This window comes from Pseudomonas sp. GZD-222 (assembly GCF_049310525.1).
Lineage (GTDB): Bacteria > Pseudomonadota > Gammaproteobacteria > Pseudomonadales > Pseudomonadaceae > Aquipseudomonas.
On record NZ_JBMOWO010000080.1, the window covers coordinates 139747 to 164713 of the forward strand.

Annotated in this window: 23 protein-coding genes; 13 read left to right on the forward strand and 10 right to left on the reverse strand. The window is 58.9% G+C overall.

Annotated features, from left to right (window positions below; genetic code table 11):
* Window positions 1-11 precede the first annotated feature (11 nt).
* Window positions 12-680, forward strand: a complete 669-nt coding sequence (locus ACO6VD_RS16140; protein WP_422420492.1) for a GntR family transcriptional regulator — start codon at window positions 12-14, stop codon at window positions 678-680.
* Between the two features lie 28 nt (window positions 681-708).
* Here the strand turns inward: ACO6VD_RS16140 and ACO6VD_RS16145 are convergent, their stop codons facing one another.
* The 4 genes from ACO6VD_RS16145 to ACO6VD_RS16160 all read right to left on the reverse strand — a co-directional run bounded on the left by ACO6VD_RS16145 (window position 709) and on the right by ACO6VD_RS16160 (window position 5289).
* A complete protein-coding gene (locus ACO6VD_RS16145) occupies window positions 709-3144 on the reverse strand; it encodes a TonB-dependent siderophore receptor (RefSeq protein WP_422420494.1) in 2436 nt (811 codons plus the stop codon).
* A 76-nt stretch (window positions 3145-3220) separates the two neighbouring features.
* A complete protein-coding gene (locus ACO6VD_RS16150; protein WP_422420496.1) occupies window positions 3221-4063 on the reverse strand; it encodes a FecR family protein in 843 nt (280 codons plus the stop codon).
* Window positions 4060-4581: an RNA polymerase sigma factor gene (locus ACO6VD_RS16155; protein WP_422420498.1), complete on the reverse strand. Its 522-nt coding sequence runs from the start codon at window positions 4579-4581 to the stop codon at window positions 4060-4062. Before ACO6VD_RS16155 ends, ACO6VD_RS16150 begins: the two co-directional genes overlap by 4 nt.
* A 69-nt stretch (window positions 4582-4650) precedes the next feature.
* Window positions 4651-5289, reverse strand: coding sequence for a dTMP kinase (locus ACO6VD_RS16160; protein ID WP_422420500.1), 639 nt, complete (start codon window positions 5287-5289; stop codon window positions 4651-4653).
* Window positions 5290-5461: 172 nt separating this feature from the next.
* On the opposite strand from ACO6VD_RS16160, the gene ACO6VD_RS16165 reads away from it, so the two are divergent.
* Window positions 5462-6763: a hypothetical protein gene (locus tag ACO6VD_RS16165; RefSeq protein WP_422420502.1), complete on the forward strand. Its 1302-nt coding sequence runs from the start codon at window positions 5462-5464 to the stop codon at window positions 6761-6763.
* The gene (locus ACO6VD_RS16170) at window positions 6750-7409 is read left to right on the forward strand and encodes a LysE family translocator (protein ID WP_422420504.1); all 660 of its coding nucleotides are present in this window, start codon (window positions 6750-6752) and stop codon (window positions 7407-7409) included. The genes ACO6VD_RS16165 and ACO6VD_RS16170 overlap by 14 nt, the downstream gene beginning before the upstream one ends.
* Here the strand turns inward: ACO6VD_RS16170 and ACO6VD_RS16175 are convergent.
* On the reverse strand, window positions 7361-8167 hold the full coding sequence (locus tag ACO6VD_RS16175) for an AraC family transcriptional regulator (RefSeq protein ID WP_422420506.1): 807 nt from the start codon (window positions 8165-8167) through the stop codon (window positions 7361-7363). The two genes, ACO6VD_RS16170 and ACO6VD_RS16175, sit on opposite strands and share 49 nt — an antisense overlap.
* 277 nt (window positions 8168-8444) lie before the next feature.
* Window positions 8445-8918 carry an Lrp/AsnC family transcriptional regulator gene (locus ACO6VD_RS16180; protein ID WP_422420508.1) on the reverse strand — a complete coding sequence of 158 codons (474 nt, stop codon included), beginning with the start codon at window positions 8916-8918 and terminating at the stop codon, window positions 8445-8447.
* A gap of 167 nt (window positions 8919-9085) precedes the next feature.
* Here ACO6VD_RS16180 and ACO6VD_RS16185 point away from each other — a divergent pair, with 167 nt between their 5' ends.
* The 10 genes from ACO6VD_RS16185 to ACO6VD_RS16230 all read left to right on the forward strand — a co-directional run bounded on the left by ACO6VD_RS16185 (window position 9086) and on the right by ACO6VD_RS16230 (window position 20424).
* A complete protein-coding gene (locus tag ACO6VD_RS16185; RefSeq protein WP_422420511.1) occupies window positions 9086-9922 on the forward strand; it encodes an alpha/beta hydrolase in 837 nt (278 codons plus the stop codon).
* On the forward strand, window positions 9919-10860 hold the full coding sequence (locus ACO6VD_RS16190) for a tryptophan 2,3-dioxygenase (protein WP_422420513.1): 942 nt from the start codon (window positions 9919-9921) through the stop codon (window positions 10858-10860). Before ACO6VD_RS16185 ends, ACO6VD_RS16190 begins: the two co-directional genes overlap by 4 nt.
* 26 nt (window positions 10861-10886) lie before the next feature.
* A complete protein-coding gene (kynU, locus tag ACO6VD_RS16195) occupies window positions 10887-12080 on the forward strand; it encodes a kynureninase (RefSeq protein WP_422420515.1) in 1194 nt (397 codons plus the stop codon).
* Window positions 12081-12212: 132 nt separating this feature from the next.
* A complete protein-coding gene (locus ACO6VD_RS16200; RefSeq protein ID WP_422420517.1) occupies window positions 12213-13337 on the forward strand; it encodes a cupin domain-containing protein in 1125 nt (374 codons plus the stop codon).
* Between the two features lie 30 nt (window positions 13338-13367).
* Window positions 13368-14309: a fumarylacetoacetate hydrolase family protein gene (locus ACO6VD_RS16205; RefSeq protein WP_422420519.1), complete on the forward strand. Its 942-nt coding sequence runs from the start codon at window positions 13368-13370 to the stop codon at window positions 14307-14309.
* 41 nt (window positions 14310-14350) lie between these two features.
* The gene (locus ACO6VD_RS16210; RefSeq protein ID WP_422420521.1) at window positions 14351-15367 is read left to right on the forward strand and encodes a carbon-nitrogen hydrolase family protein; all 1017 of its coding nucleotides are present in this window, start codon (window positions 14351-14353) and stop codon (window positions 15365-15367) included.
* Window positions 15368-15372: 5 nt separating this feature from the next.
* Complete coding sequence (locus tag ACO6VD_RS16215; RefSeq protein ID WP_422420523.1) at window positions 15373-16131, forward strand: maleate cis-trans isomerase family protein; 759 nt, start codon at window positions 15373-15375, stop codon at window positions 16129-16131.
* An 87-nt stretch (window positions 16132-16218) separates the two neighbouring features.
* Window positions 16219-17643: an amino acid permease gene (locus ACO6VD_RS16220; protein WP_422420525.1), complete on the forward strand. Its 1425-nt coding sequence runs from the start codon at window positions 16219-16221 to the stop codon at window positions 17641-17643.
* 98 nt (window positions 17644-17741) lie between these two features.
* Entirely contained in the window at window positions 17742-19013 is a 1272-nt protein-coding gene (locus tag ACO6VD_RS16225) for an OprD family outer membrane porin (RefSeq protein WP_422420527.1), read from the forward strand.
* Between the two features lie 304 nt (window positions 19014-19317).
* The gene (locus ACO6VD_RS16230; protein WP_422420529.1) at window positions 19318-20424 is read left to right on the forward strand and encodes a CaiB/BaiF CoA transferase family protein; all 1107 of its coding nucleotides are present in this window, start codon (window positions 19318-19320) and stop codon (window positions 20422-20424) included.
* 84 nt (window positions 20425-20508) lie between these two features.
* Here ACO6VD_RS16230 and ACO6VD_RS16235 read toward each other — a convergent pair whose 3' ends face one another.
* The 4 genes from ACO6VD_RS16235 to ACO6VD_RS16250 all read right to left on the reverse strand — a co-directional run bounded on the left by ACO6VD_RS16235 (window position 20509) and on the right by ACO6VD_RS16250 (window position 24965).
* Window positions 20509-21651: an acyl-CoA dehydrogenase family protein gene (locus tag ACO6VD_RS16235; protein WP_422420531.1), complete on the reverse strand. Its 1143-nt coding sequence runs from the start codon at window positions 21649-21651 to the stop codon at window positions 20509-20511.
* Window positions 21652-21823: 172 nt separating this feature from the next.
* Window positions 21824-22858: a DUF1254 domain-containing protein gene (locus tag ACO6VD_RS16240; RefSeq protein ID WP_422420533.1), complete on the reverse strand. Its 1035-nt coding sequence runs from the start codon at window positions 22856-22858 to the stop codon at window positions 21824-21826.
* A gap of 13 nt (window positions 22859-22871) precedes the next feature.
* Window positions 22872-24305, reverse strand: coding sequence for a DUF1254 domain-containing protein (locus tag ACO6VD_RS16245; protein ID WP_422420535.1), 1434 nt, complete (start codon window positions 24303-24305; stop codon window positions 22872-22874).
* 66 nt (window positions 24306-24371) lie between these two features.
* Window positions 24372-24965: a DUF2889 domain-containing protein gene (locus tag ACO6VD_RS16250; RefSeq protein ID WP_422420537.1), complete on the reverse strand. Its 594-nt coding sequence runs from the start codon at window positions 24963-24965 to the stop codon at window positions 24372-24374.
* Window positions 24966-24967 lie beyond the last annotated feature (2 nt).

Here is a 24967-nt window from a genome sequence, read left to right on the forward strand (position 1 = left end):
ACGAGTACGCGATGAATTACCCCATTGAGAACCTGAAACACTCATACCTTGGCAGCGGTATCTATGACTTGCTCCGGGAAGCTTTGATCACCGGCCGCTTCCAGCCTAACGACCGGCTGCGCATACGCGACCTTGCTGAACAATTGGGTACGAGTGTCACGCCTGTACGGGACGCCATCCTGCAATTGGCCAAGGAGCAGGCGCTGGTTCTCAAGACACCCAGAGACATTCGTGTGCCGGTACTGACCTCCAAGCAGTACCTGGAGATCAGAAGCATCCGTCTCTCGCTCGAAGGATTGGCAGCCGAGACCGCCGCATCGCTGGCGACCCCGCAGCAATTGATGCGGCTGGAAACCTGCATCGAAAACAACCTCGCAGCGATTAAAGACAATGACCTGGCGTCAGCACTGACCTTCAATCACGAGTTTCACTTCAGCTTGACGCAAATCGCTGACATGCCGGTCCTTGCCAACCTGCTCGACGGCTTGTGGATGCGTACCGGGCCGCTCATTGCTCGAGCCTATGGAAGCTTCAACGAGCGCATGGCGATCGACCATCACTGGGATGTACTCGACGCGCTCAAGAAACGCGATGGCGCGCAAGCTCGCAAAGCGATCTGTAGTGACATTCTTGATGGCAGTCAGAAAATGCTGGAATACGTTCAACTTGAGCATGATTGAATAGAGCCATCCCTGGCTTCGCTGCCTTTTACCACTGATGCGTATAAGTCGCCGTCAACACAGCCCCAGGTGCCGGCAAATGACTGGTGTTGGTACTGCTGCGCATCAATTGACTGTATAGCGGGTAGTAACTCCGGTTAAACAGGTTCTGAACCCCCACGCTAACCTGGTCGTCTTCACTCAGCTGGTACTGACTGATCAGGTCTACGGTGGTGTAGCTATCGACCTCGCGCCGACCGAAACTGGCAACGCCATTCAGACGATAATCTTCACCGTCGAAATAGGTGGCTTGTAAGCGGTTGCTCCAAGCGTCGCTAGGTTTGAACTGTACGTAGGCAGTCAGCTTGAGTGGTGGGATGCGATACCCGGTCATGTCCTGCCAGTCACCGCCGTCCGGCTGTTCCCGGCCCTTCATCCAGGTAAAGGTGCCACCGGCGCCCCAGCGCTCATCGTTGGTCAGCCAGTCGGCGCTGCCTTCGACGCCATAGATCCGCTCTTTGGTGCGGGTCAGGATCAAGCCGTTGTTGAAGCTCTGCACATCCCCCAGTTTCGAGGTGGTGTAGAACAGCGCCAGCGACGCCAGCGTCTGCTCACCCACTGCGCCGCGCCAGCCCAGCTCGTAATTGTTGGTTTTCACCGGTTCCAGGTTCGAAGAGTCAATATCGAACCCGCGGCGGGCATTACGTAGCTGCACGCCAATATCGGGTAACTGGAAGCCCTGGCTGAACGCGGCATAGATTTCCTGGCCCGCCACCGGTGAGTAGGTCACGCTGAGGTTGGACAGCACTGAATCGTAATGCACCTCGCCGCCCTGGACGGTGGCCGGCTGCGCGGCGGTCGACTCCGACAGCGGGATGAAGTCATCGTATTCGGCGGTCGCGTACTCGTAACGCACGCCGCCTTCCATCGACCAGTGATCATTGAACTTGTGCTGAAGCTGGGCAAAGCCACCGACACTGCGTGAGGTCAGGTCGGGCATGTAGGTCAGCTTGCCGATCTTGTCGAACACCCTGCCCCCGCTCGCGTCGTAGATGCGCGGATCGAAGATGTCGATCGGCATGTCGCTGCGCTCCTGGTTGAAGTCGGCACCCCATAGCAGCTCGGTACTGCCCTCGTTGCCGAGCGGAGTACGCAGGGTGATCCGGCTACCGTACACCTCGCTGTTCTGCATCACCTGATCGACATTGCGGCCACGGGTAGCCACCGCCCGTGCATCAAACGGCGTGAAACGGGTGAAGTAGTCCCGGTAGTAAAGCTGCGCATTCAAGGAGCCGCCGAGAATGTCGGAGTGCGCGTATTCAAGGTTGAGCAGCGTGTTCTTGATCTGGTTCTGCTCGTCCAGCGACAGGCCGGACATCGGCTTCGCTGGCACCGTGCCTGGCGGCAGCTTGGCAACAGACGGGTCGGAGGTATAGTCGGAATTCTGCTCGGCGTTGTAGTGGCTGGCAGACAGCTGGATGCGCTGGACATCATCGATGCGCAGCCCCAGTTTGCCGCCGATGTTGTACGTATTGGAGTCAAACAGATCGCCCTGGCTGGGCTCTGGCGCGATGCGGTGCCCGTTGGCGTCGTAGGAGGCGCCAATGTGTCGCGCGCCGAAGTCCATGGCGTAATCGACCTGGCCCTGAGAGCCGGACAGGTGATGCTGCAACTGGCCGCCAAGACCATCACTGTCCAGTTCACTCAGGGGCGATACGGCGGTCAAGGTGGTCTGCGCACGCGGTTCACCACCGGCCGGACGCGTGGTGATGGAAATGATGCCACCGGTTGCACCGGCACCATAAATAGCGCTGCTGCCACGGATCACTTCGATGCGCTCGATCAGCGCCGGGTCGATGTTCGCCAGGTTGCGTGAGGAATCGCGGTTGGTGTTGAGCGGAACGCCATCGACCAGCACGAGCATGGTACGTCCGCGCAGGGTCTGGCCGTAATCTGTGATGGTGCGGCTGGAGTCGGCCATACCGGGAATGCTTTTGGCCAGCAAGGTGGCCAGCCCATCGGAACCCTGGCGCAACTGCTGCAGTTGCTCGCGCTCGATGACATTGACCTGCCGGGCTTGCGGCACCAGATCGCTGTTCAGGCGCGACGAGCTGATCTCCAGGCTCGCCAGCTCCACCGCTTCAGCTCCGCCAGCACCAGCTTCGGTGACATCCCCAGACGTGCCCGGTACTACCAGATAAGTGTGCTCGTCACGCTCCTGGGCGGTCAGCCCGCTCTTGCCCAGTAACCGCTCAAGCGCTTCCTGCACGGTATAGCGGCCCCGCAGCGCGGGTGCAGTCTTGTTGGCAGTGATGTCACTGGCGAACAGGATCTGTGCCGACGCTTGGCGCGCGACGGCGTTGAGGGACTTCTCCAGCGAGGTGGCCGGTACATCGAAATCGACCGGTGCGGATTGCGCCAACGACCATTGGCTGAGCAGCAGGCTGCTGGTCAGCAAAGACAGGCGCAGGAAGGGCTGACTCACGTTTTTATTCTCCACAAAGTAAGGTTGCATGGAGATAGCCGCCAGCACAGCCGCGTAACCCTACCTCGGTCGACGATTATTTTTTCGTGTTGCGCGATTTGATCAGCACCACACCATCGGCTGCGGTGGAAACACTCACCGGCAGGATGTCGGGCAACAGCGCCAGCAGGCGGTCGACATGGTCGCTGTCGAACACACCGGACACCGGCAAGCGGGCAATACTCGGGTCCATGAGCGTGATCGGCTGGCGGTGGTAGCGCTGCAGCGTGGCGATGACCTCGGCCAGCGGGGTACTTTCAAACACCAGGCGGCTGTCTTTCCAGGCGCTGACATCATCGGCGTTGACCCGCGTCACCTGACCCGGGATACCCTCTCGCACGCGCAATTGCTGGCCCGCTTCGAGCAACGCAACCGTGTCGCTGACGCCCCCTCGGACAGCTACCTTACCCTCAGCCACGGTGACCTGCACATCCTGTTCATACCGATTGACGTTGAAGCGGGTGCCGACCACGCGCACCCCTGCCCCCCCGGCATCGACCAGGAACGGGCGATACACCATCGGCGAGATCTGGAACAGTGCCTGCCCTCGTTTCAGCACAACCTGACGCGAGCGCAGGTGCCAACTGATGGTCATCTCGCTGTCGCTGTCGAGCAGCACCTCACTGCCATCGGCCAACTGCAGCGCCTGGCGTTGACCGATCTGGCTGATCAGGTCTTGTGTGCTATATGCGGGGTCGAACCAGACCACGCCAGCAGCGATTGCCAACAGTAGCGCCCCAAGCACTTTGCCTGTTCCGCGCTTGTTCTTGGCTGGCGTTGCAGGGGGTAGCGGAAAGCGCTGCTTGAGGTCCTCGCGAAACCGGGCAATGGCCTCGTCTTCCTGGCTGTAATCCTTGGATCTGTTTGAATTGCGACTCATGGCAGTAGCTCCGTACCCAGGTGTGCGCGGCAAGCGCTCATGCCGAGGCGCAGGTGCTTTTCTACGGTTTTGAGGGAAATGCCCAGGCGTTCGGCCACTTCTGCTTGTGGCAGCTCATGCAGTTTGTGCATCACGAACACCATCTGACAGCGCGGCGGCAGATTGGCAATCGCCTCCGTCAGCAGCGCCAAGGTGCGTTCGCCGTCAATGTGACGCGCCTGGCTCGGAGCGCCACTGACGACGTCAGGCAATGTCGGCACGCCGACAACCCAAGCCTGGCGTCGACGCTCGCTCCGGTAGCGGCTGATCGCGATATCGTGGGCGATCTTGCGCAACAAGGCCACTGGCGTGCGCACACCTTGTTTTTCATCCTGTTCAAGCAACTGCACACACAAGTCGTGTACCACCTCACGGGCGAAGACCCGCTCACCGAAACGTCGGCGAACATGATCCACCAGCTCGTCATAATGCCGAACCAGTGCTGCCAGGAGTGTGGGTTTGGGAGGCTCGACCTGCACGATGACCTGCGCGAAACGGATGCCATGGGGAAGGCGTGGCCGCGCAGTATAAATGCGAATGTTTTACATTTAAAGCAAATAAGATTGCCGCTGCAGTGCTGGAAGGACTTTATAGATCTCGGAAACCACCTGCATCGTAGCCTCTTCGACCGTTCCCTCATTACGGCATAGCACCCAGCCGTGATCTGCAACCGCGCGCTCGAACGCCCTGGTAGAAGCGACATGTTCTTCCAGCCTGTGCATCACCGTACTGCTCAACCCGCGCGTGCGTGCCGCTGCCCTCGCCCAGGAAATTTCAGGGTCGGTGACAACCCCGACATGCAGGTCGGGCACTTGCACGTTGCGATCCATGTTCAGTTGAAGAATTTCTGCAAACGGCACCATCCGGCGAAACGCGGCATCCGACGGGTACCAGCGATCGATCAGGATGATGCTGTCAGCTGGCTGTTTAGTCAGCACGTGCCGGGAAATCCAGGTACGGCTATCGGCAAAGCGCTCACAAACGCCCAACTCCAGATCCCGACTGGGGTTTCTGACGAATTGGTTCACGAGGACCATTGTTTCACCCCGGTAGGGATCGCTTTTTTTCTCGCAAAGCCGGATCACTTTTTTGTTGTCGGCCCTCAGTACTTTGGTAATGGCTTCCAACAGTGTGGTTTTGCCGGTGCCCTTGGGCCCGTCTAGCGAAACAAACAGCGGACGATTCATTGTTCAAACAACGATTGATAACTGAGGCGCACTCTAACCTATTCCCGGACCTTTGTTGTGAGCTGCGCTGAGGCGAGAAATGTGCAGTCCCGATGTCGAACAATGAGCAATTTTTTCCAATAACCGATGATGGCCAACTGCTTTGATGGACTCCTTTCCAAGGAGTACCACAATGAACGGAATTTTCTGGCCCCCTCGTCGGCAGCATGTCATTCGCACGGTTGAATTACCCGTGCCTGGCACCCTGCCCCCCGCGCTGATTGAGCAGATCGGCAACATCCTGATTCAGGTAGATGCATTGCGCAGCGTACAAAACTGCAGCGATCCGCAACAGCGCGTGGAGAATGAACTGAAAAAGTCCATCGCTAGCCGTTTAGGCGCGGTTTCCGCACACCTGCAAGACGTCGATTCAAGCCAGGCGGTTGGTTTCATTGCCGAAGGGCTGATGGGTGGTGATGCGTTTGCGACCATGAGCCAGGCACTGGCGGGGCTGGATGAACAGGAACTGGTCTGTCATGTGGGGCCGCTGTCGACCTGGCTGGGCAAGTCGCGAGCGATGTTCTACTCAGCTTTTTTCGGCACGCCCAACAGGCCCCTGCAGCGCGTGTCGGATTGTGTCGACGAGCATTTCAGCGAAGCCCTGCAGCGCCTGGCCAGTACGCTGCACGCGCCTTTGCAGGCGCTGCCACATTGCGCCTACAAGATTGTCGACCTGTTCGGGATTGCCGGCGAGGCGAACTACTTTCCCAAGCATTTCGCCTACTTCATGCCCGAAGACCAAGGGGTCAAGTACTCACCCGTCAAGCGCACCATCGTGTTCAGTAATACCTACCGTAATCTCTACGACAAGATCGCCTTGGAGCAAGCCCCGCTGTTCAACTGGCAGGCCTCGGATCTGCCCGCCCCGGATGAGGTTGAGCGCTACCTGATCACCTGGTTCCGGGGCCATGATCTTGGCCACTCCGTCGTCTTGGCACAAACCCGTTTCGGTCAGTTGAGCAAGCATGACCGCTGGGGCTCGATGGTGATTCAGGAAGCGCTGGCCGACGTTTTCGGTTTTCTGCTCAGTGTCGATGAGCGTATTGCCAGTAGCCTGGCGCTGGAACCGGCGAAATTGATCCGCATGTATGTGCTGGAGTTGCTCCGTTACCTGCGCCGCGGGCCGCGGCAGTTCCCCGATGCCGGGTCGGCCTACATCCAGTTACGCCTTCTGCAGGACGCCGGGGTGATCGGTGGTACGCCCAGTAGTGGTCTGACGGTCGACACCGACGGCTTTGTTGTGGCCATGCGCGCCATTGCCCAGGACCTGATCAACGCCGCGTTGACCGCTGATCTGGAGCAGTTCGAGCGCTTCATCGGGCAGTATTGCCCGCATCGCATCGAAGGCGACCTGCAGTTCGGCCTGGGCACCTGCGACATCACGCTCGGCTACACACAACACATTCTCGAAGGATCCTGCAATGCAGTTCACTAACGGTTTTCTGCTGAGCCTTTCACTGTGCCTGGAGATCGGCCTGGCCAATATGGCGATGATTACCCTGGCGATGCACCGCGGTGTGGCGCAGGGCGTCTGGTTGGGGCTCGGGACCTGCGTTGGCGATCTGATCTATGCCATCCTGGCCATGGCCGGCATGGCCATCCTGCTACAGATCGAGTGGGTGCGCTGGGTGCTGTGGATTGGCGGGTCGGCGGTGCTCTGTTATCTCACCCTGAAGATGCTGCTCAGTGCCCTCAAAGCCAGGACCAGCGATCCTGACGCCGCCGGCAAACAATGGGGCGACAGCAACCTGGCGCTGTTTTCCCGCGGCATCATGCTGGCGATGTCCTCCCCCACGGCCATCCTCTGGTTCGCGGCGGTGGGTGGCGCGATCATTGCCCGGCAAGGTTCGGACATCGCCAGCGCCGGGCTATTTCTCAGCGGCTTTTTCGCCGCCGGGGTGTTCTGGGCTTTTGTCCTGTGCCTGCTGGCGTCCCAGGGTGGACGGCTGCTTGGGCAAAATCTGATCAGGTATACCTACATCGCTTCGGCGTTGATCTTTGCTTACTTCGCGGTCTATGTGGTGGTGACCGGCTATGCCGAGTTTGTCGGCAACCCGACTGCGCCAAGCATTGAGCTGTAGCTCGACGGCGAGGCGCCCATCACTTTGCGAAACGCATTGCTCAGGTGGGCCTGGTCGAAGAAACCCAGGTCCACTGCAATGCGTGCCGGTGCATCGCCAAGGCGCAGACGCCGACGCGCTTCGATCAGGCGCAACTGCTTGAAATATTGCATCGGGGGAAGGTTTTTCAGGGTCTTGAAACTTCGCACCAGATGGAACCTGGACAGATTGGCTTCGGCGCACAGGTCTTCAAGTTCGATCGTTTCGTACAGGTTGGCCTTCATGAAACGGATCAAGTGTGCCACCCGCAGTGGCTCATCGGCGTTCTCGGGCGTGCTGCGAAACCTCGCCAGTTCACTGAACAGCACCAGCAACGCCTCGTCGCGGCCGCTGGCGTCCAGCTGCTCATGCAGGTCGAGAATAGAACCGAACAGCGCACTGTCGTGGATCACGCCCTCCTGGAACGTGGGCAGGCCATTGCTGCTCGCGGTCTGGTCGAGAATGCTGCGCACCTGCTGGCCATCCAGATGCACGCTGATGAACTGCGCGCCCTCGCCGCAGAACTCCGACGCCTGTACGGTCATCGGGTTATACAGCGTCACCTCGCCCGCTGACACGGCTTGCTGCTTGCCGTTGAACCAGATCCGCTCAACTCCGCGAAGGTTCGCGCTGAGTACATATTCTTCATGGGTATGCTTGGGGTAGCGGGCACCACTGGCATTGACCCTCGAGCATTCAATTCGCTCAAAGCGGGTCAGATTTTCCATTACCAACGTCATCGGCCTGCCTCCTTGCAGGAAAAAGGATGTGCCGGTCACATCCTTGAACGGCGGTCGATGCAAAGTGAAATGACATCGAACGGCTGAACCTCTAGGCAGGATGCATGCCAATGGTTCCGGTGTAGAGATTCGGCTGTTCGATGTGATTCAACGCGTACCTCAGCGACATCGAGGTGATGCCGGGCTCGCATTCAGTGGTCGCTGATAGTGCACTTGCCAGTGTCGACGCCCCAGAAAGGGGCGAGGCAGTGCACGCCTTTCGAGTTCGTGGTTAAAGTCAGCTGCGCGGTAGCGGCAACCTGTTGCTCTGTTTGATTTTGTGCATGACAAAGGCGCTACGCACTTCTTCGACATGAGGAAGAGCTGCGAGGACCTTGCGGCTGAAACTTGCAAATGCATCCAGGTCCGCCGCGACAATCTTCAACAAATAGTCCTCGTTACCCGAGAGGATATAACACTCGAGGATTTCATCGATCGAGTGCAGCGATGCTTCAAACTCGGCCGCGTCCTTTTCAAGGTGCGAGGTGATGTTGACGAAGACAAATGCCTCGATTCCCAGGCCCAGCGCCTTTCTGTCCAGTTGCAGGGTGTATCCGCGGATAATCCCCTGCTCTTCCATACGCTTGACCCGTCGCCAGCAAGGCGATACCGAGCTGTTCATACGCTCGGCCAGGGTGGTCATCGACATTCTCGGATCGGTCTGCAGGTTCGCCAGAATGCTGAGGTCAAACGGGGATAACGTCTCGCTCATGACAGGCCTCGATGGACAAATTCGGATGCGCTGGTTGGCAAAGAGATGAATTTACGCCAGAAGCCTCCGATCAGCAAAATCATTTCCGGCAGGCATCTCTATCAGGCAGAAATAGAAAAAAACGTTCTGCGCACCAGGCATAAACTGGGCACAACAAGGGAGGTGTCATGAACACAAATAATAAATCCAGCGACCTTGAACAAGCCTACTCGCCCAGTACTGCCGCGAGGTGTTACGAGCGTACCGTTCAGCTGTACGCATCGCAAAGCGAACAGGCACTGCACCGCTACCCGAATCGACAGATCGCCTACGGCCTGACGGACGAGGAGTATGTCCTGCTGTTTGAGCCTGGCCATGGCGCGCCGAAAGCCGTCCTGGTGTTCATTCATGGCGGATATTGGCAGGCATTGTCCGCGTTTGACGCCTGTTTCATGGCCGGACCATTCCTGCAGCACGATTGGGCCTATGCCGCGGTCAACTATACCCTCGCCCCCCGCGCCAGCATTGCCGAGATGATCACGCAGTGCGCTGCGGCGATCCTGGCAATCCACCAACAGCACCCGGGCCTGCCCATCGTGGTGGCCGGCAGTTCAGCCGGTGCCCACCTGTGCGCAATGATGATGCACGTCGACTGGAAAGGCCTCGGCACCCCCTCCTGCCCCATACACGCGGGCTTGCTGATCTCCGGTATTTACGACCTGCGCCCGTTGGTGGAGACCTACATCAATGAACCGCTGCACCTGGATGTGCGCTCGGCCACCGGGCTCAGCCCGGGGCTACAGCGGGCCACGACGCCATTCCCGGTGACGGTCTGCTACGGCGAGCACGAAACCGAGGCGTTCAAACTCCAGAGCGAAACCTATTCGAATTACCTTCTCGAGCAAGGTGTGAGTATCGGTTGCTATCAAATTAACGACGTCGATCATTTCGACATTCTGTTTGAGTTTGACAAACCAGACAGCCAATTACTGAGTGTCACTTTAGCGAGCCTGAAATTGAAATGAGCATTCAACGCAAACGAATCATCCCCGAGGTCCGCGCGCCTGAGCTGGAGCTCAGCCTGGTGCGAAACATCAGTATTTCAACCAACGCCTCACGCAATGAGACGGTCAAGTCCACTGACGGTGAGCCGCTGACTGCATTTGCCGGCAAGAGCAATCCGTACATCGATTACCACCGCAATGACCTGCTGCTGAGCCTGCAAAACATGCGCAGCGAGGGCCATGATGAGATGGTGTTCATCATCATGACGCAAACCAAGGAACTCATTTTCAAGGCGATCCACTATGAAGCCTACAACCTGCAACAACGGATCAAGAATGACGATATTGAAGGTGCTCTGGAACTGGCTCCTCGAATCAAAAAGTTATTTGAGTACCTGATCAAGTCCTGGGATGTGTTGTCCACCATTACAACCGAGGGCTTTAATGAATTTCGCAACTGTCTGGGCGTCTCCTCCGGGCAACAGTCGTACATGTACCGCCACGTTGAGTTCATCCTCGGTAACAAGTCGATCACTTTGGCCAAGGCCCACGAGAACAACCCGGATGTCTATCCGCAGTTGCTCAAGGCGTTGAACGAACCGAGTTTGTACGACGATGTTCTGGCCCTGCTTCATCGCCAGGGGATCGCCGTTCCGCTTTCAGCGCTGGAGCGCGACTGGAGTGAAACTTACACGCTCAATGAAGGCGTGGAACAGGCCTGGCTACAGGTCTATGAGACGCCCCGCCCGGAAAACAGACTCTACGCACTCGGCGAATGCCTGATCGAGTTCTCCGATCTTTTCGCGCAGTACCGTTGGAGGCACTTCACCTCGGTCGAACGCATTCTGGGCTTCAAACCCGGGACCGGTGGCTCGGCGGGTGTCGGCTGGCTGAAACAGGTCGTGGAGCATCGTTTCTTTCCCGAGCTGTGGACGATCAGAACGGTGTTGGGCGCGTAAAAACGGCTGTTTATTGGGGAATGGGTATGAACAAATTCGAACACACACGGGCACGCTTTCATGTTCCTGAAGGCGTCCATTATTTCGACGGTAACTCCCTCGGTTTGATGCCTGACGCTGTTGCACCTTATGTCAACGACGTGGTGACAAAGCAATGGGCCGAGGGGTTGATTCGTTCGTGGCACCAGGCCGATTGGCGCTTGCTGCCGCAGACTGTCGGGCAAAAGGTCGCGCGGCTGATCGGCGCCAATCCCGCCCACGTAGTGGCGTGCGACTCGACCTCGGCAAACCTCTTTAAAGTGCTGGTCAGCGCAGTGCGGCTGCGCCCCGGGCGCAGCACCATCGTCACCGACGCTGACGCGTTCCCCACAGACCTGTACATCGTCTATCAAGTTGCCAGGCTGTTTGACCTCAACGTGGTTGCGGTTCCTGCGGCGCAGATTCCTGCACACCTGGATGTGCAAGTCGCAACCGTCGTCTTGACCCATGTCGATTACCGCAGTGCCGAGATCTATGACATGGGCCAGTACACCCGACTGGCGCACGATGTCGGTGCGCTTATTGTCTGGGATCTCTCCCACACGGCCGGCGGCGTGCCCTGCAACCTTGAGGCAGACGATGTCGACTTCGCCGTGGGATGTGGCTACAAGTATCTCAACGGCGGTCCAGGTGCCCCCGCCTACCTTTACGCCGCGGCCAGGCATCTCGACAGCTGCGAGCAACCCCTGGCAGGCTGGTTCGGACACGCTCGTCCGTTCGATTTCAGCCAGGAATACAAACCGGCTGAAGGTGTGGCCCGCTTCCTCTGCGGCACCAACCCGGTCATCGGTCTGTCGGCCCTGTCCAAGGCGCTTGATGAGTTCGATGGCGTTGATATGGAAGAAATCCGCGCGCGTAGCGTAGTCCTGAGCGAGCAGTTCATCGACGGCGTCGACAGCGAACTCGACAGCTTTGGTTTTCACCTGGCCTCGCCCCGCGAGGCCGAAAAACGCGGCAGCCATGTCTCGCTGCGGCATGACCAGGGCTACGGGATCATGCAGGAACTGGCGTTGCGCGGTTACATCGGTGATTTCCGCACACCTGACTACATGCGTTTTGGCTTCGCTCCCTTGTATAACAATGAACAGGATGTGCGCGAGTTGATCAGCGAAATCAAACTGATCATGGACACCCGCGCCTGGGATAAACCTGCCCATCAACAGCGCCGCGACTTTACCTAACTCCTAGCACCGTCATTACCTTCGCTCGACGCCTCGTCCCTGATTACGAGGCGATGGGTTTCTGCTGCCCGGCGTTTGGCTGATCGCGCCTGTCAGCGAGCAACGTGAAGTATTAAGCGAATGGAGAAAGCAATGGAAAACATTGATTACGGACAGCACCGCGAAGCGGTTGCCGGTCGCGCTGATGTCGATGTAACGCCTGAGCTCGTGGCCTATTACCAGGCGCTCGAGACATTGAACACCGGGGCGTTATGGACAGTGGCTAACAAGATCGAGCCCTGGCAACCGCGCTCGGAGTCGATTCCCGTGCTCTGGCGCTATCAGCAACTGCGGCCCCAAGTGTTGCGCTCCGTGGAGCTGGTCACACCCGAAAAAGCCGGGCGGCGGGTGATCTATCTGAACAACCCCGGGCGCCAGCAGGTTTCTGCTGCGGTGGGCTGGCTGTATGCAGGCTTGCAGGTCATGCACCCCGGCGAAGCGGCCTCGGCACACCGGCATTCTGCATCGGCCCTGCGTTTCATCATGGAAGGGCGCGGCGCTTACACCATTGTTGACGGTCACAAGATGACCTTGGGTGCAAATGACTTTGTGCTCACGCCCAACGGCACGTGGCATGAGCACGGAGTCGAGGCCGATGGCGAGGTTTGCATCTGGCAGGACGGGCTTGATATCCCCCTGGTCAATGCCCTGGAGGCTGGTTTTTATGAGGTCCATCCGCAATTGGCGCAAGCCGTTGGCTTTCCACTCAACGACTCCTCGGCGATTTGGGGGGCGAACAGCCTGAGGCCGGATAACGTCGGCTGGAGCAAGCCCTACTCCCCCCTGTTCAAGTACGAGTGGCAGAGCACGTACGACGCCTTGCGACGCTTTTCGCAAAGCACGCCAGGCAGCGTCTATGACGACGCCCTGATGCATTACACCAACCCGGTAACCGGCGGCCCGGTCATGCCCACGATCGGCGCGAGCATGCAGTTGTTGCGGCCTGGCTTCGTTGGCAAAGCCCACCGGCATACCGGCAGCTTCCTGTACCAGGTCGCCAAGGGCAACGGCTACTCGGTCATCAACGGCCAGCGTTTCGACTGGCAAGCGCGCGACATTTTCTGTGTTCCATCCTGGGCCTGGCACGAGCACGTCAACCTGAGTGCGAGCGAAGACGCCTGCCTGTTCTGCTTCAACGATCTGCCCGTCATCACCGCTCTGGGGCTGTACCGGGAGGAAGGTCTGCTCGACAACCACGGTCAGCAACCCCTGGTTTGATTTTCGTCAATTGCCGTTAAGAGGTTAGTCATGCGACTGGTTACCTATAGAACTGACGTATCCGCGCCCGCCATCCTGGGCGTTCTTGTTGGCGATCAGGTCATTGACCTGCACGCGCTGTCCACTCACGCCGGCGAGCCACTGCCAGACTCCATGCTGGCGTTCATTGACCTGGGCCGTCCCGGCCTTCAGGCCGCATACAGGTTGCTGGCCCGCTATGAACACGACCTGCCTGCCGGTGTCAGTCATGGGCTGTCGACGGTAAAACTGCTGGCGCCGATCCCTCGGCCGCGCAAGAACATCTTCGGTATCGGCCTGAACTACGTGGAGCATGTCGCGGAGTCGAGCGAATCGCTGGATACCGCCAAGGAGCTGCCCAAGGAACCGGTGATCTTTTCCAAACCGCCAACCACGGTCATCGGGCCTGGCGATGCCATCGAGCATAACGCGGCAATCACCCATCAACTGGACTGGGAAGTGGAGCTGGCGGTGATCATTGGCACGACCGCCAAGCGCACGCACGCTGAGCACGCGCTCAAGCATGTCTTCGGCTACAGCCTGATGATCGACATGAGCGCCCGGGATTGCCGCCGCGCAGGCCAATGGATCTATTCAAAAGGCCAGGATACCTACGCGCCATTCGGGCCGGTAATCGTGACGGCGGACGAAATCGACAACCCTCAATCACTCGACTTGAGCCTCAAGGTCAATGGCGTCATCAAGCAGAGCTCCAACACCCGCCACATGCTGTTCGATGTCGCAACGCTGATTGCCGATATCTCCAAGGGCATCACCCTCGAACCCGGCGACATCATCGCCACGGGCACGCCTGAAGGCGTTGGCGCAGGCCGCACGCCCCAGGAGTGGGTTTGGCCCGGTGACATCATTGAGGCGCAGATCGAGCAGATTGGCTACTTGCGCAACCCGGTGGTTGCCGTGGGTAACGACCCGCGTGCAGGCCGCGATCGCTGACCGAGCGGGCCTCGTGGCCCTTTTTCCTACCGGAGGTAGCTGTGTCTGATTTTCATGAGTTTCGCGCCGCAACGGTGCAGACATCCCCCGTGTTCCTGGATGTGCAAGCGACCCTGGATAAAGCTGTCGAGCTGATGAAACAGGCCGCAGACAACGGTGCAAAGCTGATTGCCTTCCCTGAAGTGTTCGTTGCCGGGTACCCCTACTGGAGCTGGATTGCCAACCCGCTACAAGCAAGCCCCTGGTTTGAAAAACTGGTGAGGACGGCGATCCAGATCCCGGGGCCGGAAATCGCCAAGCTGGCCACCGCCGCAGCCCGTTACAAGATTAACGTGGTAATCGGCGTGAACGAGCGCGCGGCGCACAGTGTCGGCACGCTCTACAACACCCTTGTGACCATTTCCGATCAGGGCGTGGTACTGGGCGCGCACAGAAAACTGGTGCCTACCTGGGCAGAGAAACTTACCTGGGCCGCAGGCGATGCTTCTGCCCTGCAGGTTCATCGCACCAGTGTCGGTGCACTGGGGTCGCTGGCCTGCGGTGAAAACACCAACACGCTTGCGCGCTTCGCGCTGCTCGCCCAGGGCGAGATGGTTCATGTCGCCAGCTACATCGCCTTGCCGGTCGCACCGCCTGACTATGACATGGCGGATGCAATCAAGGTACGGGCCGCCGCCCACTCCTTCGAAGGCAAGGTCTTCACCATCGTTTCCTGCTCAACGATCTCCGAGGAAATCATCGAGCACATGGAGACGCTCAATCCCGCTGCCCGCCAGCTGCTGAGCCGTCCCAACAGTGCCTTCAGCGGCTTTCTGGGCCCAGACGGGCGGGTGCTGGGCGAGCCACTCATTGACCGCGAGGGTATCGCCTACGCCGACATTGATCTGGCCCGGTGCATCCAGCCCCGGCAAATGCATGACATCACCGGACACTACAACCGCTTCGACATATTCGGGCTCACCGTCAACCGCCGCGCCTTGAGCCCCGTGCAGTTCGTCGAGCAATCCCCCCGGCCCGGCGCTGAAGGCTTCGAGCCATCGGTTATTGCAGAGGAGTAACACGCGTGGAAGCTAGCAAGATTATCCGTATTGGCCAGATTGTCCCCAGTTCCAACACCACCATGGAGACCGAGATCCCGCAGATGCTGCGTGTTCGGGAAAGCGTTTATCCGGAGCGCTTCACCTTTCACTCAAGCCGCATGCGCATGAAGCACGTGACCGCGCAAGAACTCAAGCGCATGGACAGCGACAGTGATCGCTGCGCCCTGGAGCTCTCGGATGCCCGAGTCGACGTGCTCGGCTATGCCTGCCTGGTCGCAATCATGAGCATGGGCTTGGGCTATCACCGCGTATCAGAGCAGCGCCTGCACAGTCGCACCGTAGAGAACAATGCAGCCGCCCCGGTGGTTACCAGCGCCGGCGCCCTGGTCGAAGGCATCAAAGCCTTGGGGGCGAAGAAGGTTTCCCTGCTCACGCCCTACATGAAACCCTTGACCCGGCTGGTCATCGACTACATCGAAAACGAAGGGATCGAGGTTGTCGACAGCATCTCCCTGGAGATTGCCGACAACCTTGAGGTCGCCAACCGGTCACCCTTGGCCCCGGCGGAGATCACCAAGAAGCTCATCACCCACAACGTCGACGCAATCATTGCCTCTGCCTGTGTGCAGATGCCCTCGCTGCAATCGGTGCAGATCATTGAAGACCGGGAAAAGATCCCGGTGCTGTCGTCCTCGATCGCTACCACTTACCAGATGTTGAAGAAACTGGGTTTGCCGACCCGTATTGACGGCTTCGGCGAGTTGCTGTCCGGCGCCTACTGAACACACCAACGCACTTTTACGCTGCCCTCAACCTTTGCGGCGCAGGGGTGACCTGCGTTCGCGATATAACAAATATAGTGAGGAAACATGAGCGGACCACAACAACCAGAGCAACAGCTTCGCCGCAACCTCTCTGGACGTCACATCCAGATGATCGGCCTCGGTGGTGCAATCGGTACCGGGCTATTCCTCGGTAGCGCCGGCGTGATCCAAGCGGCTGGCCCAGCTGCGATACTGGGCTATGCGTTCGCCGGTCTGATCGCATTCCTGATGATGCGGCAATTGGGCGAAATGCTCGTTGATGAACCGGTGTCCGGTTCCCTGAGCCACTTTTCAGACAAATACTGCGGGCGCTTCTTTGGCTTTCTCGCCGGTTGGAACTATGCGGCGATGTACCTGTTGGTCGGCATGGCCGAACTGACGGCATTGGGTAAATACATCCATTACTGGTTCCCGGATATCCCGCTCTGGATGAGTGCCGCCGGATTCTTCTTGTTCATCAACCTCCTCAACACGCTCCATGTCAGAGTCTTTGGGGAAGTGGAATTCGCCTTCTCCCTGGTCAAAGTCGTGGCCATCGTGTTGATGATCGGTTTCGGCGTGTACTTGCTCAGTACAGGCTCGGTGCCCGGTGCCAGCGTGAACAACCTCGTGTCTCATGGCGGGTTCATGCCCCATGGCATTTCCGGGATCGTGCTGGCGTTGCCGTTCATCATGTTCGCCTTTGGTGGGCTGGAGATGGTCGGGTTTGCTGCTGGAGAAACCGAGAATCCAAGAAAAACCATTCCCCGTGCCGTCAACCAGGTGCTTTTCAGGATTGCAATTTTCTACATCGGTGTGCTGGTCGTGCTGTTGTCCCTCACCCCCTGGAACAGTCTCGTTGATGCGCTGAACTCAGGCGGCGATGCCTACAGCGCCAGCCCGTTTGTAAAAATCCTCAGTCTGATCGGCAGTACCCACGCTGCTGACATTCTGAATTTCGTGGTGCTCACGGCTGCGCTATCGGTTTACAACGGAGTGGTTTATTGCAGCACGCGCCAGTTGCACAGCCTGGCGCAACAGGGCAGCGCCCCGGCGAAACTGCTGAAGCTCAACAAGCATGGCATTCCTGTGAACGCGCAGATCGTCACGGCGATCATCACCGTCGTGGCCGTCGGGCTCAACTTCCTCTACCCCAATGGCACCCTTGAATTGTTAATGGCCCTCGCCGTCTCCATCACGGTGATCAACTGGGTGCTCACTAGCCTCACCCACTTGAAATTCAAGAAAGCCCGGCGTGCGGTACAACAGCAGTGCTTTGCTGCGCCGCTGTCACCCTTGAGCAACTACTTCTGTATCGCTTCAGTGCTGGGGATTCTGCTGACCATGGCGTTCATACCCGCCGTGCAAATCTCGGTACTGATCTTGCCCGTCTGGTTGCTAGGTCTCTACCTGGCCTACCGGAAAATCTCCGGCCTGCACCCGCTCAACGGCGTGCAATCGCCCACCGTGATCGTCGAAGACAAGCCTTGATCGTGTAGCCACTGCCTTGTGTGCAGACACAAGGCAGTGGCAGCGAGGGCTACCTGTTTCAGCGTTACCTTCCAATAAATACAACTACCAGGTGCGTTATGAAAATAATCCGTGTGCTGTGGGCGTTGAGCGTGGCAATGATCTCGCTTCAAACGCATGCGCAGGACTCATTCGCCGACCTTGACGTGATAAAAGACAGTCACCTCACTGTTCTGCTACGTAATGCCTACATAAGTCGTGATTATAAAAATGGCCGGCAAGACAAAGCTGAATGGGGTCAGGCGGCAATCGCTGATTTGCAGTCGGGATTCAGCAACGGCCCCGTTGGCTTCGGTATCGATGGCTTCGCCACCTATGCTGTGCGACTCGATGGCGGCGCTGGACGTTCCGGGGCCAATGGCATCGACTTCTTCAAACAGGATGCTGCTGGCCACCCGGCACCAGATCTTGCCCGGGCAGGCGCCTCAATAAAGGTGCGGGTTGCCAACACTGTGTTTCGCTATGGTGACCTGAAGCCCGCTCTGCCAGTGCTGAACACGGATGACTCACGACTGTTGCCCGAAAGCTTTACCGGGTGGATGGTCACCTCCGACGCGCTGGCGCACACCACCCTCACGGCCGGGCATTTCACCGCGCAGGCGCGCAAAAGCGCCAACGGCCGCGACAACGGTGGCTTGCAGGAAATCAATGTGCTCGGTGGCCGCTACGACATCTCTGCGTCGTCATCGATCAGCGTCTATGCCTCTGACGTGAAGGATCATCTTAAACGCTACTACTTGGGGGCTTCCAAGGTCATTGCCCTTGATGCTCGACAATCCGTGACGCTCGACTTCAATGGCTACAAAACCGACATCGACCGAACCTTTGCCGATTCGCTCGGGACCGGTACAGACAACAAGATCTGGAGCGCGGCATTGACCTATGCAGTGGGTGCGCATCAGTTCACCCTGGCCCAGCAACGCAGCACTGGCGACGCCGGGTATGTTTACGGCGGTTACCAAAGCGCGGGGTACGTGGGCGATGGCGGCGGCACGATTTTTCTCTCCAACTCCTATTGGTCCGACTTCAATGCACAAGGTGAACGATCATGGCACTTTGGCTATGGCATAGACTTGGCAACCTACGGCCTACCTGGGCTGTCGTACCGGATTGCTTACCTGCGCGGCAGCGATATCCAGGTCGGCAACGCAAGCGGCACGGAGCGCGAACTGTTCAATCAGCTGCAATACGTCATACAAGGCGGCCCGGCCAAAGACCTGAAATTGAGGCTGCGCAGCTCCTGGCTGCGGGTTTCGAATGATGTTCGCGACTACAACGAGGACGGCAACGAGATACGCGTCTTTGTTGATTATCCGTTCAGCCTCTTTTAACAGCTGAATTCAGGGTGACCTGTTCTCCGGCGCCGCCGATGATCAGCATGCGCTCGCCGTCCGGCCGCGGGGTCGATTCCTTCCATGAAACGTTAACTTTGCTGGGTTAGCCAAAGGAAAGTTTGAAGAGGCCAGGAAAGGTGTTCAACTGCACCGTAAGCGACGCTGTGTGGTACGTCACAACTCAGTGGTGGTCGGCTGCCGTCTACCCTCTCAAGCCACACACCCACCTTCCATGAGTGGGGTTGGTTATTTGCTCCGATCGCTATGATCGGCGAATACACAACGTATACCGGAGCGCACTATGCAGACCAAACAAGGGCCGCTGTCCGGCCTCAAGATTCTTGAGATCGCAGGGCTGGGGCCTGGCCCGTTTTGTGGAATGCTGCTCGCTGATCTTGGCGCTGATGTGGTGCTGGTCGAACGCGGCGAGCAGACTGCCGACGAAATCGACATGGGCAAAGGGGCTATCTACAAACGCGGCAAGCGCTCCGTCGGCGTGGATCTGAAAAGTCCGCAAGGCATTCAGACAGTACTGCGCCTGGTCGAGCACGCTGATGCCTTGATCGAAGGTATGCGTCCCGGAGTCATGGAGCGCCTGGGCCTGGGACCGGATGTCTGTCTGCAGCGCAATCCACGGCTGGTCTATGGCCGCATGACCGGCTGGGGTCAGGATGGGCCACTGGCGCAAGCGGCCGGCCATGACATGAACTACATCGCGCTGGCTGGCGCGCTGTGGTACGCCGGCCAGCCAGGCCAGGCGCCCATTGCGCCGCCCAGCCTGGTTGGCGACGTCGGTGGCGGGGCGCTGTACCTGGCCATCGGTTTGCTGGCGGGCGTCATGAACGCCCGTGCCACAGGCCAGGGTCAGGTCATCGATGCCGCCATTGTCGATGGCTGCGCGCATATGCAGAATCTGTTGCTGAGCGCCAAGGCTGGCGGTCAGTTGCCCAACGAGCGCGGTCAGAGCGGGCTCGACGGTCCGCACTGGTACAACACCTATCTATGTGCCGATGGTAACTATATTTCCGTGGGCTCGCTGGAGCCGCGTTTCTACGCGGTACTGCGGCAACTGATCGGCCTGGGTGACGATCCGGAAACCGCTAACGGCTACAACCCTCGCACCTGGCCGCAACTGCGCGAGAAGTTCGCTTCGATTTTCGCCCAGCGTACCCGCGAACAATGGTGTGCGATTCTGGAAGGGACTGATGCCTGCTTCGCCCCCGTGCTGAACCTGGACGAGGCGGCGGACCACCCTCACCTGCAGGCACGCAAGGTATTCGACCGCGAAAGTGGTATGCTCCAGGCCAACCCTGCGCCTCGTTTCAGCGCTACCCCGGCAGGCCGGCCTGGCCCGCTGCCTGAGCGTGGCGAGCACACTGACGAAGTACTGCACGAGTGGCTTGGCTGAACACGCGCGAATTCCCCCAGACAGTGGGACCCGTTACAGGGCCCCACTGATTGCAACCTCAACTACGGTTGATAGACACCGACCTCACAGGGTGCGCGCGACCAACTCCCGCATGATGTCGTTGGCACCGCCATAGATGCGCGTCACACGGCTATCCAGGTAATGCCGGGCCACCGGGTACTCGAGCATGTAGCCGTTGCCACCATGCAGTTGCAGGCACTGATCAACCACTTTCGAATACAGTTCCGAGCAATACAGCTTGGCGGCTGCCGCTGCCTCGCTGGTCAGTGTGTGGCTCAGGCACAGCTCCATGCAGCGATCGACGTAGGTCTGGCCGACGGTGATTTCGGTTTTGAGGTCGGCGAGTTTGAAACGAGAGTTCTGCAGATCGATGATCGGTTTACCGAATACGGTGCGGCCACGGGTGTAATCGATGGTGTGATCGAGGACCGCTTGAGCACCGGAAATACTGCTGACTGCAATGGCCAGGCGTTCCCAGGCCAGTTCCCTCATCAACTGAATGAAACCCTGCCCGGGTACGTCGCCCAGCACGTTCGCTCGCGGTACACGCACATCCTCGAAGAACAGCATGGTGGTGTCCTGTGCATGCAACCCGACCTTCTTCAGCGGCCTGGATTTGCTCAGCCCCGGCCGGTCAGCCTCCACCAGTATCAGCGAGATGTCCTGCGACCCCTTGCCGGTGTTGCCGGTCCTGGCCACGACAACAATGATGTCGCAGTTAGTACCGTTGGAGATGAAGGTCTTGGCGCCGTTGATGACGTACTCGTCCCCCTCGAGCACCGCCCGGGTCTTCACCGCCTGCAAATCGGAACCGGTATTGGGTTCGGTCATTGCCACGGCAGCAATGGCTTCACCGCTGGCCATTTTCGGCAGCCACTGACGCTTCTGGGCTTCAGTGCCGAAGTTGATGAAGTAACCGGCACAAATGTCATGTACCGAGAAGCCGTTCAGGCCGGTGGTGTTGGCAAAGGCAATTTCTTCGGAGGCGATCATCGAAAAGCGCCGATCCAACCCCATGCCACCGTAGGCTTCCGGGGTTGTTGCGTTGAGCATGCCGAGCTCACCGGCACGCCGCCAGATCTCGCGCGGCACGCAACGGTCCTGTTCCCATTGCTCGTGAAACGGCATGCACGCTTCACTCAGAAAGCGGCGCACGGTACTACGGAACTCTTCGTGTTCATGCTCGAACAACACGCGGGGAATCATGGCTTTTCCTCAATGGACTGGGGCCAAACACACTTGGCCGGGCCAGCTCACAATAGGAAAAGCAGGCGGTTTTTAATCCCCCTCAGGGAGAGGGGGACTATTACCGGTGCGGCTCGGTTGGCGGGATTTAAGCTGACGCCTTGCTGGAGCCGGCCTGTTGGCGTAACAGGGATTAGCCCAGCGGACTTGCCTCCGGGAATTTCCAGCTGCCGTCAAGGATCTCGGGTTGCGGCTTGTACAGCCTGATCATGTAGTTCCAGTTCGGTACTGTCGGCAGGCAGTTGGCGACCTTGCCGTCGCAACCGCCGAACTGAACCGTGACCGAACCGTCGTCAGCCTTCTTCGCAGTAAGGTTGTTGAGGGTGTATGCGCCGTACGTATTCTGCTGAAAGTAACCCGCATCGTTGTAAACGCTGACTGACCAGAAGGCGTCCACCGGCACATCTTTGACCTTGAGTTGGTACAGGGTCGTGCCGTCATTACGCTGTGGGGTGATGTTGAGGTAGAAGGCATCCTGCTCGGGATTGCCGCCCCAGGCCGAGGCACTGCCGATGAGGTGCCGAACCGGTTCGACCTGTTTGTCGCTGCCGAACATGCCCCTGGAATCCGCCACCGTCGACGCCAACGTCAGTAACGCGGCGCGGACTTTGTTCTGGCTGACCGGGTCCCAGGCAGGCATCGCGAAATGCCCTGGTCCCCCTTCCTGCCGCGCCTTGACCGCATCCTGCAGCGCATGGGCAGCGTTCATATCCTCCGGACTTGCCGGGTCGACCAGGGTGCGCACACCCAACAACACATAGCGCGAGCCGAGTTGCTCTTTGCTGAAGGTGTAGTTCCCCGCTTTGTACACAACGCCCGGGGTGTTCTGGTTCTCATCGATGGCAATCATCGAGAAGTAGCGGTTACCGGCATCGGGCAGGGTCACAGTGACCGGCCCGGCATCGAGGTCGAACACCGCAGACGAATACAGGGTGTCTCGATTAGGCCGCACGACCCCCTGTTTGTCGATCGGCAGCAACTGGCGATGGTGGGCAAACTGGCCAAACCCACCACGCTTGACGACGCCACTAAAGAACCTTGCAGATTCGGCACGGGTGAAGTTGTCGACGGTGACGAGCGTATCGGCAACGGATGTTTGCGCCAGAAGTATCGCCGGGGCCATTAACGCCAGTGCCACTGCGGTACATCGTCGTGTTGATCTGTTCATGGTCATTCCCTTTTTATTGTTGTGTATCCGAGACCTGGCTGACGCGCTGCAGCGCAGGTTTTTTCCACACGCCGTTAAGCGCGTCAGGCTTTGGCCAGAACAAGCGCATGGCCAGGACAAACGCGCCATCCGGGGCAGGCAGCCAATTGGCTTGCTTGTCCTTGCCCGGCGAATCGTGCTGGATGTACAGCGTCAGGCCGCCATCGGCATCGCGGGTCATGTCCGGCAGCATCGGCGCATTGATCAGGTAACGATTCAGCGGATTGGCCACCAGCAGACGCGAGGGCAACTGGTACATCGTCAGCGACCAGAAGGCATTGACCGGCGGCAGTTGGCCTGGTGCGAAGCGCAGCACATAGCGGTTGCCATCACCGCTCAGCCGCTGGCCATCGGCGTCGAGGTAATAAGGCGGATAAATGGCCTCCTCCCTGGAGTTGCCATAGATACCGGACGCCGCTGCCCGCATGCGGTAGAGGTAGTTGTTTTGCAAATGTTCCCGAGTACCTAACAAGTCACCGCTGGTCAATGCGCCGCTGGCAGCCAGCGCATCCAGCTCGCTATTGGCCTGCCAGGCATCGGCCATGCCTTGTTCCACTGCTTTACGCAATTGCGGCGACAGTGCCCCTGCATCAAACCGTTGCCCTGCCCCGATTCCCAGTTTGGCGAAGCGCTCCATCAGCGCCCGCTCGGAGGGATGGACCGGGCAGTGGCTCAAGACGAAATTCAGGAGATTGAAAAACTCCAGGGACGTACGCTCCTGCTCGACGCTCAGCGGCGTGGGGAAGTCGATATGTGGCGCTGCCGGTGGCGCCGGTTTGCCAAGGTAGGCGGACAATGGTTGCGCCTTGAAGCCCGCCTGGATGTTCTTGACGTTCTCGATATCGGCCGGGTTAAACAGTTGAGTGCGGTAAAACACGTAGACGAAATCGGTTTCGGCGCGATACACCGCCTTGATCCCGGCAGGCGTTTCACCCTTCCAGCCCGGCCCGGCGAGCAGGAAGTTTGCCGCGGAATTACCGGTGGTGCGGCTACCGGCATAGGCAAAATTGAACGTATAGGCGTCGATGAATTGCGCCGTGTAGTAACGCCCCTCCTCCACCGCCGGCATGCTCAGCACCAGTGGCTCGGCACGCAGATCGGCCCCAAGGTGCGAGTAAGGGGTGTCTGAATTGGGTGTCTGGATCGCCTTGTCGTCCGGCGTGTAGACCCGCGCATCGCTGTGCAGTTGATTCCACGGCGCCTTGTATTCCGGGCCGCTGCGGTCTTCGAAATAGGCATGCTGGATACGGTAGTGATCGACCAGCGGGAAACCGTAGATATAGGCGTCCCTGGCAATGGCGCGAGCTTCGTCCGGCGTCAGTTGCTCAGCATTTGCCGTAAAGGTCAGCAAGGCGCTGTAAACCAAGGCAGTGAATGTCGTCTGGAGAAACCTTAGATTGTTCGTCATTGTTGTTATTGTCCCTGAAGAGCCACCCAGCAGGTGGCTATTGTTGTTCGGTTGCACCCCTCACGCTCAACCTTGGCCACCCTCATCCTGACGCTCCGCTTGGTAATACGCCGGCCACAGCGTGCGCACCACTTCGCCATCGGAGCGATAGGCGTGACAGGTATCGATCACCCAGTGCCTGGGCGTGTTCACCTCGCCTTCCCGGCCCTGGTGTAAGCGCCGCTGTTCCCGAAGAAGGGGTGCCGTAGTCTGGATTAGCGTGGTTGCCATGGAACCGAGCAAACCGGTCAGATGGGTGCAGCCCTGTATACCGCCGACTCGTTCGGCGACCTGATTGTTGAAACCGATACCGACTTTCAAGCCCTTGAGCGCGGCATAGGCTTGACTGATGTGCGCGCAGTAAGGCGTCGGCACCACCTCTGAACGAGCCTCGACATGCTGGATCACCAAGTCGGCATCCACCGTCATCACGATGTGCATCTGATGCAGTGCGTCGCCGGCCTGCAGGGTAGCGAAAGGCATGTCGGTTTCACGGCCCTTGGTGTCCAGCAACCGGCCTTCGATTTCGAACAGACCGTCGCTGCGCAGATACCCCGTGCAGGTGACGTTGCGTGTATGCAGCAACTGCCGTGTGATCGAGGTTGATGGGGCTTCGTTCATCG

Excerpts from the sequence above, each read along its gene's own strand:
- ACO6VD_RS16220 (WP_422420525.1), top strand. The coding sequence starts at position 16,219 with ATGAGCGGACCACAACAACCAGAGCAACAGCTTCGCCGCAACCTCTCT.
- ACO6VD_RS16225 (WP_422420527.1), top strand. The coding sequence starts at position 17,742 with ATGAAAATAATCCGTGTGCTGTGGGCGTTGAGCGTGGCAATGATCTCG.
- ACO6VD_RS16185 (WP_422420511.1), top strand. The coding sequence starts at position 9,086 with ATGAACACAAATAATAAATCCAGCGACCTTGAACAAGCCTACTCGCCC.
- ACO6VD_RS16190 (WP_422420513.1), top strand. The coding sequence starts at position 9,919 with ATGAGCATTCAACGCAAACGAATCATCCCCGAGGTCCGCGCGCCTGAG.
- ACO6VD_RS16205 (WP_422420519.1), top strand. The coding sequence starts at position 13,368 with ATGCGACTGGTTACCTATAGAACTGACGTATCCGCGCCCGCCATCCTG.
- ACO6VD_RS16200 (WP_422420517.1), top strand. The coding sequence starts at position 12,213 with ATGGAAAACATTGATTACGGACAGCACCGCGAAGCGGTTGCCGGTCGC.
- kynU (WP_422420515.1), top strand. The coding sequence starts at position 10,887 with ATGAACAAATTCGAACACACACGGGCACGCTTTCATGTTCCTGAAGGC.
- ACO6VD_RS16245 (WP_422420535.1), bottom strand. The coding sequence starts at position 24,305 with ATGACGAACAATCTAAGGTTTCTCCAGACGACATTCACTGCCTTGGTT.
- ACO6VD_RS16250 (WP_422420537.1), bottom strand. The coding sequence starts at position 24,965 with ATGAACGAAGCCCCATCAACCTCGATCACACGGCAGTTGCTGCATACA.
- ACO6VD_RS16175 (WP_422420506.1), bottom strand. The coding sequence starts at position 8,167 with ATGACGTTGGTAATGGAAAATCTGACCCGCTTTGAGCGAATTGAATGC.
- ACO6VD_RS16180 (WP_422420508.1), bottom strand. The coding sequence starts at position 8,918 with ATGAGCGAGACGTTATCCCCGTTTGACCTCAGCATTCTGGCGAACCTG.
- ACO6VD_RS16140 (WP_422420492.1), top strand. The coding sequence starts at position 12 with ATGAATTACCCCATTGAGAACCTGAAACACTCATACCTTGGCAGCGGT.
- ACO6VD_RS16165 (WP_422420502.1), top strand. The coding sequence starts at position 5,462 with ATGAACGGAATTTTCTGGCCCCCTCGTCGGCAGCATGTCATTCGCACG.
- ACO6VD_RS16170 (WP_422420504.1), top strand. The coding sequence starts at position 6,750 with ATGCAGTTCACTAACGGTTTTCTGCTGAGCCTTTCACTGTGCCTGGAG.
- ACO6VD_RS16230 (WP_422420529.1), top strand. The coding sequence starts at position 19,318 with ATGCAGACCAAACAAGGGCCGCTGTCCGGCCTCAAGATTCTTGAGATC.
- ACO6VD_RS16235 (WP_422420531.1), bottom strand. The coding sequence starts at position 21,651 with ATGATTCCCCGCGTGTTGTTCGAGCATGAACACGAAGAGTTCCGTAGT.
- ACO6VD_RS16240 (WP_422420533.1), bottom strand. The coding sequence starts at position 22,858 with ATGAACAGATCAACACGACGATGTACCGCAGTGGCACTGGCGTTAATG.
- ACO6VD_RS16160 (WP_422420500.1), bottom strand. The coding sequence starts at position 5,289 with ATGAATCGTCCGCTGTTTGTTTCGCTAGACGGGCCCAAGGGCACCGGC.
- ACO6VD_RS16150 (WP_422420496.1), bottom strand. The coding sequence starts at position 4,063 with ATGAGTCGCAATTCAAACAGATCCAAGGATTACAGCCAGGAAGACGAG.